The organism is Streptosporangium becharense, from assembly GCF_014204985.1.
Taxonomy (GTDB): domain Bacteria; phylum Actinomycetota; class Actinomycetes; order Streptosporangiales; family Streptosporangiaceae; genus Streptosporangium; species Streptosporangium becharense.
In genome coordinates this window covers 7563932-7578704 of record NZ_JACHMP010000001.1, presented here as the reverse complement: position 1 = coordinate 7578704, position 14773 = coordinate 7563932, and the positions used below count along the sequence as shown (strand labels likewise).

The window sequence follows — 14773 nt, the reverse complement described above, 5'->3', positions numbered from 1 at the left end:
CCATGATCCGGCCCGCCGACCTGCACCGCTACCGATTTCGGATGGAATGTACGAAGATCTCCCAGGTGAGTGGCGTGCACCGGATGTCGGCGAGGACCTGCTGATGCGACATCTCGTGGGGGAACACCGCGGCCCGGTCGGCACCACCGCGGACGACCCGCCGGCCAGGCGGGACCGCGCACCGTTCGAAGAAAGGGAACTTGAGTGAAGATCGCCATCGTCGGAGGGGGCCTCGGCGGGCTGACCGCCGCGCTGCTGCTGCGGCAGGCCGGCGTCGACGCCGTCGTCTACGAGCAGACCGCCGAACTCCGCGAGGTAGGGGCGGGCATCGTGGTGGGCCCCAACATGGCCCGGCCGCTCGCGCGGGCCGGGCTCGGCGAGGAGCTGGCCTCTTTCGCCGTGCCGCTGGACGCCGCCTGGGAGTTCCGGCGCTGGGAGGACGGCCGGGTGCTGTTCTCCCAGCCGATGGGCGAGGAGTGCCGGCGGCTGTACGGCATCGACTGCTACGTCGCGCACCGCGCCGACATGCTCGCCATGCTGCTGCGGGCACTGCCCGCCGAGGCGGTCCGCACCGACCGGCGCCTGGAGACGCTGCACCAGGACGGTGAGCAGGTCGAGCTGGTCTTCACCGACAGCCGGGGCGAGAAGACGACGGCGACCGCCGACGCGGTGATCGGCGCGGACGGCATCCACTCGACCGTGCGTCCCCTCCTCGTCGAGGAGGAGAAGCCGCGTTTCTCCGGGCTGTGCGCCTACCGGCTCCTGGTCGACGCCGAGCAGGCGCCCGAGCTGGTGCTGCGCCGGGTGCAGACGCTCTGGCTGGGACCCGGCCGCCACTTCGTGCACTACCCCATCCGGGACAAGAAGCTGGTCAACATCGTCGCGACCGTGCCCGCCGGCGACTGGCGGATCGAGTCGTGGACGGCGGAAGGGCGGATCGAGGACCTGGCGCGCGAGTTCGAGACCTGGGACCCGCGGGTGCGCGAGCTCATCGCCTCGGCCGACAGCACCAAGCGCTGGGCCCTGTACGACCGCAGCCCGCTGCCGCGCTGGACCGACGGGCGGGTGACCCTGCTGGGTGACGCCGCGCACTCGATGGTGCCCTACTTCGGTCAGGGTGCCGCCCAGGCGGTCGAGGACGCGGCGGTCCTGGCCGGTTGCCTGCGTGAGGCCACGCGGGACACGGTGGGTGCGGCGCTGTTGCGTTATGAGGAGATCCGCAGGCCCCGGGCCACCCAGGTGCAGCTGATGAGCCGCGGCCGGGAGGTGCAGAACCACCTGCCCGACGGCCCCGAGCAGGTGGAGCGGGACGCGGCCCTCATCGACGGCGACCCGCTCAGGCAGAACGCCTGGCTCTACGGCTACGACACCGAGGAGGCTCTGGCCGGTTGAATCCCGCGGCCCGTCCCGCGGGTCGAACGGGCGTGGTGTTGAGCGGTCCGACGCCTTTACAATGTAGATCACATTTTCCGTGAGTCTCCGGTCCGCCGCTCCGGCCGGGGAAGCCGGTGCGACTCCCCCGGCCCGGGGTTCGCGTGAACCCCGGGCCGGGGACCGGCGCCGGATCCCCCTTCGACCGGTTGCCCGGGGGTGCTCGTGTCCCGGGTCAGACCCCCATGCCGCCGTCGACCGGCAGGACCGCGCCGGTCACATAGGAGGAGCGGTCGCTGAGCAGCCAGGCGGCGGCCTCGGCGATCTCGCCGGGGTCGGCCGCGCGACGCAGCGGGGTTCGTGCGTTGAGCTGGTCGACGACGCCGGGCGAGACCTCCTCCCACCGGTGCACCATCTCGGTCAGCGTGGTGCCGGGGGCGATGGCGTTGACCCGGATGCCCTCCGGGCCGTAGGTGACGGCGGCCGACTCGGTGAGGCTGTTGAGGGCCCGCTTCAGCGCGCCGTAGGCAGGCAGGACAGGGTTACCCGCGAAGCCGCCGACACTGGAGGTGTTGACGATGGCGCCACGGCCGGCGGTGGCGCGGATGGCGGCGACTTCGGCGACCATGGCCAGCCACGGGCCTCTGAGATTCACCGCGTACAGACGGTCGAAGTCGGCCTCGCGCACCTGGTCCATCGGGCCGGGCGGCGCGGCCACGGCGCCGTTGTTGAAGGCGGCGTCCAGGCGGCCGTACCGATCCACGGCGTGCTCGACGGCGGCACGGACGCCGGCCGCGTCCGCCAGGTCGCACACCACGTGCTCCGCGGTGCCGCCCGAGGCCCGGATCTCCTCGGTCACCTCCTTCAGCTGGGCTTCGGTACGGGCCGCGAGCATCACCCGGGCGCCCTCGCGGGCGAACAGCCGCGCCGCGGCGGCACCGATGCCGCGCCCGGCGCCGATGACGAGGGTGACCTTGCCGGCCAGCAGGCCCGGGACGAGCGGGGCCGCGGGGGCGGAGACATCGGTGGTCGGTGTGGTGTTCATGGCGGCCAGCCTGCGCCGGACGCCGGGACGTATCCAGGCACCGGCGATACCTGGCTCGCGCGGTGGCGGTCGCGCACACTGGGATCCGTGGACAGAGGAGAACTGGCGGCCTTCCTGCGCAGCAGACGCGAGCGGATCACCCCCGCCGACGTGGGGCTGCCCGCCGGCCCGCGCCGCCGCACCCCGGGGCTGCGCCGTGAGGAGGTGGCTCAGCTGGCGTTCGTCTCGACCGAGTACTACACGCGGCTGGAGCAGGCCCGTGGCCCGCGGCCGTCGCGCGAGGTGCTGGCAGGGCTGGCCCGTGCCCTCCGCCTGTCGGACGCCGAAAGCGACCACCTCCACCACCTCGCCGGCACCCCGCCGGGCCTGCCAACCGGCCCCTCGCGCCAGGTGCGGCCGAGCATCCTGGACCTGCTGCGCCGGCTGCCGCAGGCCGCCGCGATCGCGCTGTCGGCGACCTACGAGATCATCGCCTGGAACGACCTGGCAGCCGCCCTCATGGAGGACTTCTCCGCCCTGCCGTGGCGCGACCGCAACGTGCTGCGCCGCGCCTTCCTCGAGCCGTACCCGCAGGGGCGGCGGCTGTACGGCCTCTCGGACGCCGACGGGTTCGCCCGCGTCTCGGTCCAGCACCTGCGCGCCGTCGCCGCGCGTTACCCCGGGGATCCCGAGGTGGCGGGACTGGTGGACGAACTGGTGACGGGCAGCGAGGAGTTCGCCCGGTTGTGGGCGTCCCACGAGGTGGGGGCCCGGCCCGACCTGCGCAAGACCTTCCGGCACCCGCTGGTCGGGCCGATCACCGTCAACTGCGACGTGCTGGACATCGCCGACCGGGACCAGCGGGTCGTGATCTACACCGCCGATCCCGGCTCCTCCTCCGAGGAGGCACTGCGGCTGCTGTCGGTCATCGGCACCCAGCGCCTCGACGTGCCCGGCTGAAGCGGAGGGTAGCCGGACCGCAGGTTCCCACCCGGCTCGGTACCGCGGGGGAAAGGGCGGTGCCCGCCGTCGTCCGGCCTCTCCGCCTTCTTCCTTCTCCTCAGTCGTCGTCGCGATAGGCGCGCAGCTCGCGGCGTGCTCGGTGACGGCTGCGGCGACGCTCCTCACGTCGGAGACAGGACCCCTCCCGGCCTCCGTCGCCGAAACCGAAGCGGTGGTAGGCGTAGGCGGTGGTGCTCCAGTGACAGCCGCTCGTGCGGTGGCTCAGGGACGCGCTGTCGGCGGTGATCTCGTCCGGCAGCGTGCACGCTCCGAGCCGATGATCATGAACCGGCAGGCAGGTCGCCATCGGCGCGTCGGCCATCCGCACCCACCAGGGCCGGGTCTTGTCGGTCTTGCTCATACGGTCACCTTTCGGCTCCGTGACGCCCCTGGCTGGGGCCGTCATGGGACCGGATGCATCGTGATCACCTCCGACTTCACGCACGACACGGGACCGGAAGCGGCGTCGCCGCCCGGAGAACCCGGTTCCGAGATTACTCAACCGGGCCGAGTTCCGCGGTGGACGCTCCGGATGTCCTTCACCCCCGCCGACGGAGCCGCGTTCGGTGAGCGGCGGGTTCACCGAGGAGTCCGCCACCGGCTACGCTCGACGGCTCGACCACCGATGACGAGGCCGGCTCGGCCGGATTCGGGGTGGAGGGACGAGAGGGGAACACCGGGTGAGAACACTTGAGCTACCGGCCGGAGGCATGGTGCTGGCCCGGGGGTTACGACGCGGCACTCCGGCACCGGACCCGCCCCCGCAGTTCGGGCTGTACCTTCTGGGACACCCTCCTGAGCGGCCCGGCCTCTACGGCCGCTACCTGGTCGGGCTGCGGCCGTGGACGCCGCCCTGGCCGTACGAGCGCGTCGACTGGCCGGACTTCTCGGCCCCGCGCCGGCCCGGGGAGGCGACGGACCAGCTACGCGCGACCCTCGCGCGGATCGAGCGTGGCGAGCGCGTCGAGATCGCCTGCGGTGGTGGCCGCGGACGCACCGGAACCGCCCTGGCCGCCCTCGCCGTCCTCCAGGGGATGTCCCCGGCGCAGGCCGTCGGCTGGGTGCGGGCCGCCTACGCCGCCGGAGCGGTCGAGTCGCGGGCTCAGCACCGTTTCCTCCACCGGATCGCCGAGGCCGGGCAGGCCCCGTAGCGGCGGCCCTCTCCCCCGCCCGCCGCGCCAGCGGGCAGCGGACCGCTCCGCTCCGAGGAGCCCCGGACGGAACGGCCACAGGCGAGACGGTCGCGAACCGGGCGGTCGCGGGCGGCACGGTCACGGGCCGGGCGACTCCCAGACGACACGGTCGCGGACGGGACGGTCACGCGCCGGGCGACTCCCGGACGGCACGGTGACCAGCACCGTGGCCGCCAGCACGCAGCCGCCGCCGACCAGGAGCGGCCACCCTGCCGCCTCCCCGTACACCAGGACCGCGAACACGGTCGCCCAGACCGGCTCGACCGACATGACGACCGCCGCGGTGGCCGCGGGGACGCGGGCCTGAGCCCACGTCTGGGCGAGGGACGACACCGCTCCGGCGAGGACGGCGAGGTGGCCGACCGCCGCCCAGTCGGCGCCGGTGCCGGGCAGGACCAGCCCGCCGGGCAGGGCCGCGACCGCCAGCGCGGCCCCCATGGCACCGGCCTGCACGGTGGTCAGCGCGTACGCCTCACCAGGACGGCTGACCCGGCCGAGCATGACGACGTGCACCGCGTACAGCGCGGCGGCGGCCACGGTCAACGTCAGCCCGGTAGCCGGGACCGGGCCGCTCCACCTGCCGGGCAGGGCGAGGACGACCAGGCCCGTCGCGGCCAGCGCGGTCGCGGCCCAGGTGCGGGCCGCGACGGGAGTGCGGAGCCAGAGCACCCCCAGCAGCGGCGTCATCACCACGTAGGAGCCCGTGACGAAACCGGAGACGGCGGCGGGCAGCTCGACCAGTCCGTGGCTCTGCGCGGTCAGTCCCGCCCCGTACGTCACGCCGAGCAGCGCACCGGCGCGGCAGGTGCGGGCGTCGAGGCCGCGCAGGGCACCGGGCCGCAGCGCCAGCAACAGCGCCGCCGACAGCGTGGAGCGGACGGCGAGCACGTCGAGTGCGGGAAGACGCGTGAGCAGGTCCTTGGCCAGGGGGAAGGTGGAGCCCCAGACCGCGGTCACCACGAGCAGCGCGACGACCCCGGCGAGACGCCCGCCCCTCACCGCTCTCCCGGCGGCGTCATGCTCGTCGACCGCTCCCTCCTAATCCCCCGATCGGCCGCGCGGTGAGCGGCCGATCGGTGAGCGCGTGAGCCCGTGGGCGGATACCGCCACTGCCCGGCCGGTGTCCGGACACGCTGCGAGGGTCCCCGCCCGGCGCCGGGCCGATAACGTCCCGGGCGGCGCCGGACGCCGGTCACTCCTGACCGGGCTCGGGTTCCGAGCGGATTCTGAGCCGGGTCTCACGCTGCCACTTGATCTTCACGTCGAAGTGCCCCTCGGTGGCGGTCTTGGCGATCACGGCTCCGGCCGACGCGCTCAGCTTGATGCCGAACTGGATCTCGACCTCGTCCGGCGGGACCGCCATCGTCCGGAACTGCCTCAAGGCGCTCGACGCGGCGTCGCGCACACTGGCCAGGGCGTTTTCGAACGACGCCTTCGCCTGGGCGAAGTCGCCGTCCTTCAGGGAGAGACGCTCCACGCCCGGCTCCGGGTCCAGCTCGACGATGACGGATCCCTCCCCGCCGCCGAGGCCGCCGAGATCGAAACGCACCAGTTCTGTCATGAGATCACTCCGGTTCGGGGTCATCGGCCGGTGCACGAGAGATCGTGCAGGTCTTTCCGTTCCCGCTCGGTCGGGCCCGGCTGTGCCCGGACCCTCTCCAGCTCCGCGAGCAGGGCCGGGAGCCGCTTCGGGTCGTGCAGGTATTCCAGGGCGGCGCTGTTGAACGCGTCGCGCATGGCGGGGACCATCAGGTCAGAGGCGTCCATGCACACCGTCTTCGCGGAGGTCAGGGTATCGGCGATGCGGCGGCCGATGCGGTCGTCGGGGTGGTGGACGGTGGGCGGCACCTTCCGGTTCACCGAGAAGGCGCCGCCGTCCGGCCTGCCGGGCCAGATCCGTTGCGCCTCCTCCCCCGCCAGGAACTCGATCAGCCGCCGGGCCTCCGGTGTGTCGTTGAACATCCCGGCGAGGTCCGCGGAGACCAGCACCGGCTCCTCCGCCGGGTCGCCGCCGCCCGGGCCGAACGACGGGAACGGGAAGAAGTCGAAGTTCCTCTCCTGCCCGGGAGGCTTCACGGCCGCCCCGGATGCCGCTCCGGCTCCGGCGTCGTCGTCCGACCGGTAGACGTCGACGATGAAGGACGCCTGGTGCTCCAGGAAGCAGCCGGGCGGGTCGGTGAACAGCCCGCTGCCCGCATCGGTGAAGTCGGTCAGCAGCGCGGCCATCGGATCCTCCCGGGCGGGGCCCCGCGTCGCCATGATCTGCCCCCAGGCCTTCCATGCCTCCTCCACCTCGGGGGACGTCCACTCCAGCAGGCCCGCCGCCCATCGCCGATACGTGCCGGGGCCGGACCGGTGCAGCAGGATGTCCTCGATCCAGTCCGTCCCCGGCCAGCCGGAGGAGCGTGTCGCGCGCATTCCGACGCACCACGGGGTCTGCCCACGGCCGGCGATCGCACGGCTGCGGTCGAGGAGGTCCTGCCAGCTTCGGGGCGTCGGCCCGGAGAAGCGCGACGGGTTGTACCAGACGACGCTCTTCAGATTGATCTTGATGGGAACCGTGTAGATCTCACCGTTCAGCGGCAACAGCCACGGGCGGCTGTAGTCGGCCTGCCTCGCCGGAGAGATCACCTCGCCCAGTGGGACGAGGTCGCCGCCGCGCGCGTACTGCGCCAGGTCACCGGTGCTCGACAGGATCGCGACGTGCGGAGGGGTTCCTCGCTGCAGGTTGGACTGCAGGGCCTCGTCCTGCGCGCGCGTCCCGGTGTATTCGTAGCGGATGCCGGTCTTGTCGGTGAAGGCGTCGAGCACCTTCCTGAAGTTCTCGCCCTCGGTCCCGGTCCAGGTCGCCAGCACGGAAACGGTCCGGTTCGGGGCCATCAACGCGCATCCGGCGACGGCGGTGAGCGCCGAGGCCCCGATGAGGGCGGTGGCGGCGGCGCGGAGCATGGGTCGTGTCATCGTTTCCGGTACCCGTATTCGTTGATGCGTGGGTGAAGGCCGCTCCAGATCAGCGCGCCGACGACGACGGGCAGGAGCGCGATCGGCAGCGCCAGGCCCGCGTACTCCGCCGCCTCCGCCATCCGGATCCCGGCCAGCCTGCTCTTCTCCGCGGAATCAGACGGGGCGGGCGGGGCGGCCCCGGTGCCGTCCCGCGAAGCGGCGAACGCCCGCCGGAGGGTGGGGCCGCACCGGCCGAGGTCCGTGCCGCACCGGGGTGACAGCAGCCGCGCCAGCCGCTCACCGGATGCCCGGTGTTCCGCCTCCGTCTCGGCCTGCCTGTCCGCGACCACCGACCACACCGTCCGACGGGCGTGGTCGAGCCGGTTGCCGGAGACCAGGGCCAGCGAGGTCATCGCCGCCAGGCCGACCGTCAGCACGGTGGCCGCCAGCAGCCGCACGTTCAGGATCCGGCGGAAACGCCGTCGCAGGAAGCGCTGGGTCACTCCGAGCAGGACCAGCAGCGCGAGCACGGAGACGGCCCAGCAGGTCGTGGCCACCGGCATCATCCAGGTGGACGGGAACCGCTCCCCCAACCATGACTGCTGGCGTTCCCGGAAGTCGTCGAGCACGTCGAGGATGCCGCCGTCCTCGTGCAGGAGGTGGGAGGCGTACCACAGGTGCATCGCGCCGAGGGTTTCGTCCCCGCGCCGGTGGTGCTCCCGCGCCTGTTCGACCAGGTCGGTGTAGACCACGAGCAGCCCCTGGGCCAGCTGCAGGTTACCGGCCTCCTCGCCTCCGGCCCTCTCGCCGGTCCCGTCGGCCGCGTTGTCCTCGGCGGCCTGCGCCAGGTTGAGACCGGCGATCCGGACCTGTTTCTTGTACTCCCGTTCGGCCGGGGCCGCGTCGGTCCGCGAACCGCCGGGGAAGGCGGTGAGGGCCGCCCGGTCGGCGGCGGCCAGTGCCCGCTGGGCGTTCGAGATCTCCAGGATCGCGGGCATCGCGGTGGCGCCCGCGGCGGTCGCGGTCTGGTGCACTCCCTGGAACAGCCAGACGGAGGTGAGGAGCAGCGCGAGCGTCGCGGCCGTGAGCCCGGCCCGCAGGCGGCCCAGGGTTTCGCGTGTCATGCTCCTGGGCACCGCGCCCGCGGGTGCCGCGCTCCCCGACGTCGTGCCCGCGGGTGCCGTGCTCCCGGACGTCGCGCCGGCGGGTGCCGTGTTCCCGGACGCCGTACCCGCGGGTGCCCGCGGCCCGGACGCGGCCGGGAGGGGCGAGGCCGCCGGGGGCCGCGGCGGCGGGACCGGGCCCGCGGGGCCCGCGGGGCCTGCGGCCGGAGCCGGGCTCACGGGGCCTCCAGCTTGATGCCGCACTCCCGGCAGTACCCGTGGCCAGCGAGCACGAGGTGCCCCTGCGGGCACCGGCGGCTCGTGGCCACCGGCTGCTCGTCCGGCTTCGGGTGAAGGGGGCGGGCGAGCGAGCCGGGACTCATCGACGAGACCACCGAAGTGACCTTCACCCGTTTCAGGTCCCCGCCTTCGATGGTCTCCCTGAGGCGCACCTTCCCCTGGGCGGCGTCGTCGATGTGGACGAGACAGGACAGCCGGTCCAGGTTCTTCTGGTTGTCCAGCTCCGCGGCGAGCCTGACGGCGCGGCCCCACGCCCGTTCGGCCTCCTCGACGTCGCCGGACTCATAGGCCCCGCATCCGGCGTTGATCGCCTCCCTGAGCTCGACGTGCTCGGTGTAGTGGCCGACCTTCAGGTGGATCCGGGAGGACAGGACCGGCTCGCCGGTCCAGTGGACGAGAATCGGGGCCCCGGTGGCGGGCACGTCCACCTCGGGTCCTGCCGTCCCATCGGCCACCAGGTCCACCCGTGCCAGTCGCAGTCGCTCACCGCTCGCGTGGCCGGCCGGGTCGGCGGTGAGGCAGACGTGGTATTCCCGGCTCTCCTCGCCCCACGACCCGGTGGCGAACTCCACCGTCCTGTCGCCGACCTGTCTGAGCTGCCCGGTGAGGTCGGCCTCCACCGGGAAGACCTGCTTGACGAACCGGATGCCGACGCCGGGCAGGAGGCGGAACCTGACGCGCAGGTCGGGGACGACCTTGCGCATGGCGGACCGGGTCATCTTCTGGAAGTCGGCCACCAGCTCGGAGTCCTCGCGTACGGCGTCGGCCGTACCACGCAGCCTGCCCGCGATGCGCAGCAGTTCGTCGGACTCCCAGCCGTCCCCGATGCCGCGGGCGTCGCAGGAGAAGAGTCCTTCGCAGGCGCCGAGTTCGGCGTCGAGCCGGGCCGCGCTCTCGCTCTCGTTCCGGCCGTCGGTCAGCAGGATTGCGTGCCTGATCACGGCCGGCCGGGTGGTGAAGATCTCCCTGGCGCGGTGCAGCCAGGTGCTCATCGCCGTGCCCCCGTGGTCTTCGAGCCACCGCACCGCCTCCTTCGCCGCGGCCCTGCTCTCCGGTGTCACGACGGCCAGCTCGGGCCGTGCCGGATACACCATCCGTGCGCTGCTCGTACCGGCCACGACGGCGAACAGGGATCCGTCGCGGAGCGTGTCGATCGCCGCGGCGCTCGCCCGCCGCGCCGCGGCGATCTTCGTGCTCGGCCAGCCCATCGAACCGGAGCAGTCGACGAGGATGACCTCGGCCAGGGTTGAGCCGAGGTCGGCGAGACCCCGCGCGCTGATCGTGAGGATGGCGTGCATCTCGTCGGCCGTGGCGTGGAGGTATTCGTTCTGGCCCACCTCGAGGGTGAAAGCGGGTCGGACGCTCATCCTTTCCGGCTCTCCCTTACGTCAGTGTTTCCGGGCGGATCGCGTTGGCGAGGTCGATCAGCGCGTCATGGTCGCCGGCGTCGCCCGCCTGCCGGGCGATCCTGCGCAGCGAGGCTTCGAGGAGCAGACGCTGGCACGTCTCGCCGGCCGGGTCGGCCAGGATCGGCACACCCCGCGCGCGGGTCCGTACGGCGACGGGTGCACCCCGCGCGGCTCCCCCGTGCCGTATCCACTCCAGCACCGTCTCCTGGGCGGCGGCCGTCAGCCGGGCACGGGCGTCGCCGTCCGGCTCTCCGCCGTCCAGGTAGAGGGCCGGCAACCGGCTGACCACCTGTTCGAGATCGGCGGCGGTCGGCAGGCCGGCGGGCTCGGGATCGGCCGGGAGCCGGCCGGAGTGGATCCGGACGGCGGCGAGGGCGGCCGCGTCGAAGTGCCGGGAGACCTGCGGTACCTGGTCGAGGATCCGCACCGCCCCGGCCCGGTCTCCGGCAACCAGGTGGATGCGCGCCAGCCCGAAGGCCGCGCTCGCCTGTGAGCGGTCACGCCGCCACACCGCCCGGTAGTGGCGTTCGGCCCGCTCCGGCCGGCCGAGGTGCTCGGCGCAGAGACCCAGCGCCAGCCTCGGCGCGTCCTCGGCCGGCAAGGCCGTGTAGACGGCGTCGAACTCGGCTTCCGCGGCGGCGACCAGGCCCGCCGCCAGCGCCAGGAGCCCGCGGTGCCAGGCCGCCCGCCAGCCGTGCGACGCGGAGCGGCCGAGGATCTCCGCCGCCTCGGCCAGGCACCGCTCGGCATGGTCGATCTCGGCCAGTTCGAGGTGGGCCCGGCACATGAGGAACCACGCCTCCGCTGATTCCTCTCGCAGGGTCCCGAGCTTGCCGACGAGCCGGTTGGGGTCTTCCGCGCTCACGTCCGCCAGGAAACCGGCCGCGGGGTCGGCCGGGTCCGCCCGCGGCGCCGGGAGCCGGACGGCGACCTCGGGCGGAGCCGGCAGCCCGGGGTCCAGCAGGGTCGTGCGGCGGGCCGGGTCGGTCCAGCGCTCCAGCGGCGGCACCGCGCCGAGCCCGGCGTCGAGCAGCGCCGCGGTCGGCGCGAAGGCCGCGGAGGGCTCGGGACGCGGCCTCCCGTCCCGCAGCGAGAGGATCTCCCGCAGCACGCCCCGCAACTGCTCCGCCATCTCCGCCGCGGACGGGAAACGTTCCGTGAAGGGCCCGGTCGCGCGCTCCAGCACCCGCCGGAAGGACTCCACCCCCGCCTCCGCCGGGTCCGCCCCGGCCGTGGCGTCCCCGGGGCCGGGAGGCAACAGCGCCCGCAGGGTGTGGCCCAGCGTGTGGAGGTCGGACCGTACGGTCAGCCCGTGCGTCCTGATCTCCTCCCGGGGGACCTGGAATCCGTGGGTGTAGACGACCGGGGCGTCGGTGTCCCCGATCCAGCGCACCGCTCCGAGGTCGATCAGCTTGATCTGCCTGCCGGTGTGCAGGACGTTGTCCGGTTTCATGTCGCAGTAGAGCAGGCCGCGACGCCCCGAGTCCGCGTCCGTGAAACCGTGCAGGTACTCGAAGGCCGACAGGATCTGCAGGCCGTACACGATCACCTGCTCGACGGGCGGTCTCCGGCCGGCGGCGATCCTGTGCAGCGGCTGCCCTCCGACGTACTCCATCACGATGTAGCCGGTCTCCTCCCCGGAGCGGGGGTCGGGGTGGGTGACGAAGTTGAAGATGCGGACGATGTTGGGGTGGTGGACGGCGGTGAGGAACCGCCGTTCGCGTACCGCCAGCTCCGCGGCGACCTCGTCGTTGGTGTTGATCAGCCCTTTGAGGGCGACGTAGAGGCCGTCCAGGTGGGTGTCCCTGGCGAGGTAGACCCAGCCGAGGCCGCCGTGGGCCAGGCAGCCGACCACCTCGTACTGGCCGACCATCTCCCCGGGCCGCAGCTTCGGCTCGAAGGAGTACGGGGTGCCGCAGCTCGGGCAGAAGCCCGCGGAGAGGGCCGGCTGCCCGAAGAGGCTGCCTCCGACGGTCCCGCCGCAGCCCTGCTTCCCGCAGGGGCGTCCGTGCGCGGGTGGCCTGGGGTCCGGATCGACGCGGCTCCGCGGGTCTACGGGCGGGAGTTCGGGCAGCGAGATCAGCTCACCGGTCGTGCCGGACGCCGGGTGCGACCGGGTCTCGCTCTCACCGGCGGGTCCCCGCCGTGGCCCCGGCGGGGAAGGGGAATCGGGCGAGGTCCCGCCCCGCGGGGACGCGGAAGGGGAGTCGGGCGGCGGAGGCCCGGAGGGAGGTCCGGGCGGCATCCCGCCCGGCGGGGACGCGGAAGGGGACGCGGGCGGCGGGCCCACCCGCGCGGCTGCGGGCGGGCCCGGTGTGTCCTCGCGGCCGCAGGTGTCGCAGTAGTCGGTGTCGTCGACACTCCCGCCGCAGCCGGGATACCCGCAGGATGTCACTTCCCGGTCTCCTCGGGTCCGCTCGCGCGCATACGTCTGATCGCCGCCTCGTAGTCCTTGACCGCCGCCTCGGCCTCCGCGAGGTCGCACGGTCGTTCGTGCCACAGCAGCAGCCGCACCCTCCGGTAGACCCGCTCCAGTGCGAGATCCTCGGCTAGACCGGCGCGGGCGGCCACCGCCTTGTCCGCCTCCGCCCGCCTGCGCAGCTCGTTCCTGCGGGCCAGCGACGCCTCCAGCGTCCGGCCGAACTCCTCGATCCGCGCCGATGCGCGCTCCCCGGCGCGCAGGAGGTCGTGGAGTTCGCCCTCGGTCCAGCGGTCCTCGGGCGTGGAGCCGGGAGGCCGCAGCAGGCGCAGCCGGAACGAGGCCGCGAGGTCGGGCGGGTCCGGCACTCCGGCGACGCGCGGGGCGATCTCCCGCCAGCGCCGCACGACCCGCCTCTCGGCCGCTTCGAGACCGGCCACCTCGCCGGCCGCCTCGCCGAGGAGCCGCTGGAGGCGTTCACGCGCGGCGGTCACCGCGTCCGCCTCCAGCGACCGGGCTCGGTCGAGGGCCGGGGAGGAGTCGTGGTGGAACACCAGCAGCAGGCGCGACCCCTGTTCGGCGAGGAGTCGCAGCAGCCGGTCGACCAGGGAGACCGGGTCGCCCGCCTCGTCGATGCCGTACACCACGATGGTCATGGGCGGGACGCCGTCGCGCACCCGGTCCGTCGCGCTGGCGGAGGGGCCGGGGGTGATGCCGAGCCGGTCGAGGACGCGCTGGGAGATCTCCTCCACCGTCCTGCTCGACGCGTCGACGGCCAGGTCGAGGCCGGCGGCCGGGGAGACGGTGCCGGGCGGCGCGGTGGCCAGCACCTCGTCGGGAGGACGCTGTTCCCGGTCGGACGACACGATGACGCTCCGCAGCGTCCTGGACCGCTCCGAGTCGCGGCCACCCGTGGTGACCACGCGTACGTTGCTCGGCGCGGTGAGCCAGTCGGTCACCTGCTGGCCGAACTCGACGTCCGGGACCCGCGGATCGAACTTCCGCGCCGCCTTCGGATCGACCGCGGTGTGCCCGCGCGTCCATCTGCCGACCCGTGGGAGGTAGCGCACGACGGTCTCGACCGGGATCATGTAGGCGACGCCCGCCGGTTCACCGGTGTGCCTGCCGACCACCATGCCCACCACATGGCCGCTGCCGCTGTCGAGGACGGCGGCACCGCTGAACCCCCTGGCCGGGCTGCCCGGGCTCCAGCCGGTCAGCTGCACCCATTCGCCGCGCGGTCCGCAGTTGCCGGCGAGCTTCATGAAGGCCCCCAGACCGTCCGCGTGGCCGGCCGGGAACCCCTGCGCGTACACCTCGGTGCCCAGGAGCATCGCGCGCCGGTGAAGCGGGGCACCGCAACCGCCGGGCTGGGCGTGGACCAGCCTGAGCAGGGCGACGTCCCCGGCACCCTGCTCCTTGCTCGGCACCCAGCAGCCGTCCTCGACCCGCCCGCTCGTCGCCGCGTCGGGACGGGTGATGAACTCCACAGCGACGTCCGAGCCGGGCGGGTCCTCGCCGGAGCCGACGACGTGGGCACAGGTCAGCACGTGTTCCGTGCCCACCAGCATTCCGGCGCCCAGGATCTGCCCGGTGGCGGCGTCGCGGATGCGCGCGTGCCACGGGTACGGAGCGCCCGGGTCAGCCGGGTGCATCGCGACCGATTCCGGACGGCTGGACGGAGCGTGTCTCCGGCTCCCCGCGGCGGCCGGAGCGGTGATCCACCCGGGCTTTCCGTTCACGTCTCATTCGGCGGCCAAAGGTAGTGTGCGCTGCGTCCGATTCGTAAAGGGATCGTAGGCCAGGCAGCCAAGCGTTTCACCGTTATTCGTAATGGCCGGCCCGGATAGGCCGTTACATGCCGCCAGAACCTTTCATCACTGCCCCTTTTTCCGCCTTATGCGGTGGTTTCGCAGGACGGCGATGGCCTTACGGAGGCGGCCGGCCTCGCCGGGGCCGAACGGCTCCCCTTTCCGCAGGTGAAACGGCGCCGGCGGGGCCTGCCGCCC

The 14773-nt window shown here is 73.4% G+C and carries 12 protein-coding genes and 1 pseudogene; 3 read left to right on the top strand and 10 right to left on the bottom strand.

What is annotated here, in order from left to right:
• Positions 1–204 precede the first annotated feature (204 nt).
• On the top strand, positions 205–1392 hold the full coding sequence (locus F4562_RS32695) for an FAD-dependent monooxygenase (protein WP_184546697.1): 1188 nt from the start codon (positions 205–207) through the stop codon (positions 1390–1392).
• A 214-nt stretch (positions 1393–1606) separates the two neighbouring features.
• Here the strand turns inward: F4562_RS32695 and F4562_RS32690 are convergent, their stop codons facing one another.
• Positions 1607–2416, bottom strand: coding sequence for an SDR family NAD(P)-dependent oxidoreductase (locus tag F4562_RS32690; RefSeq protein WP_184546699.1), 810 nt, complete (start codon positions 2414–2416; stop codon positions 1607–1609).
• Positions 2417–2503: 87 nt separating this feature from the next.
• On the opposite strand from F4562_RS32690, the gene F4562_RS32685 reads away from it, so the two are divergent.
• Entirely contained in the window at positions 2504–3355 is an 852-nt protein-coding gene (locus F4562_RS32685; RefSeq protein ID WP_184546701.1) for a helix-turn-helix transcriptional regulator, read from the top strand.
• A 100-nt stretch (positions 3356–3455) separates the two neighbouring features.
• On the opposite strand, the gene F4562_RS32680 is transcribed toward F4562_RS32685, so the two are convergent.
• Entirely contained in the window at positions 3456–3758 is a 303-nt protein-coding gene (locus F4562_RS32680; RefSeq protein ID WP_184546703.1) for a hypothetical protein, read from the bottom strand.
• A 319-nt stretch (positions 3759–4077) separates the two neighbouring features.
• Between F4562_RS32680 and F4562_RS32675 the strand changes: the two genes are divergently transcribed.
• Entirely contained in the window at positions 4078–4548 is a 471-nt protein-coding gene (locus F4562_RS32675; protein ID WP_311734232.1) for a protein-tyrosine phosphatase family protein, read from the top strand.
• Positions 4549–4668: 120 nt separating this feature from the next.
• Here F4562_RS32675 and F4562_RS36550 read toward each other — a convergent pair whose 3' ends face one another.
• From F4562_RS36550 to F4562_RS32640, 8 genes and pseudogenes are all read right to left on the bottom strand, one after another.
• Positions 4669–5589 carry a DMT family transporter gene (locus F4562_RS36550; protein ID WP_184546706.1) on the bottom strand — a complete coding sequence of 307 codons (921 nt, stop codon included), beginning with the start codon at positions 5587–5589 and terminating at the stop codon, positions 4669–4671.
• A 193-nt stretch (positions 5590–5782) separates the two neighbouring features.
• Positions 5783–6151, bottom strand: coding sequence for a CU044_2847 family protein (locus F4562_RS32665; RefSeq protein WP_184546707.1), 369 nt, complete (start codon positions 6149–6151; stop codon positions 5783–5785).
• Between the two features lie 20 nt (positions 6152–6171).
• Entirely contained in the window at positions 6172–7551 is a 1380-nt protein-coding gene (locus F4562_RS32660; protein WP_221207740.1) for an ABC transporter substrate-binding protein, read from the bottom strand.
• Entirely contained in the window at positions 7548–8657 is a 1110-nt protein-coding gene (locus F4562_RS32655) for a GlnX family signal transduction membrane protein (RefSeq protein WP_184546709.1), read from the bottom strand. The genes F4562_RS32660 and F4562_RS32655 overlap by 4 nt, the downstream gene beginning before the upstream one ends.
• A gap of 215 nt (positions 8658–8872) precedes the next feature.
• Positions 8873–10303, bottom strand: a complete 1431-nt coding sequence (locus F4562_RS32650; RefSeq protein WP_184546711.1) for a vWA domain-containing protein — start codon at positions 10301–10303, stop codon at positions 8873–8875.
• 16 nt (positions 10304–10319) lie between these two features.
• Positions 10320–12218 (bottom strand): serine/threonine protein kinase, encoded by a 1899-nt coding sequence (locus F4562_RS32645; protein ID WP_246473621.1) that lies wholly within the window; start codon positions 12216–12218, stop codon positions 10320–10322.
• A 24-nt stretch (positions 12219–12242) separates the two neighbouring features.
• Positions 12243–12590, bottom strand: a pseudogene (locus tag F4562_RS36765) (serine/threonine protein kinase); the annotation flags it as partial.
• A gap of 146 nt (positions 12591–12736) precedes the next feature.
• Complete coding sequence (locus F4562_RS32640) at positions 12737–14419, bottom strand: S1 family peptidase (protein ID WP_184546715.1); 1683 nt, start codon at positions 14417–14419, stop codon at positions 12737–12739.
• Positions 14420–14773: the final 354 nt, after the last annotated feature.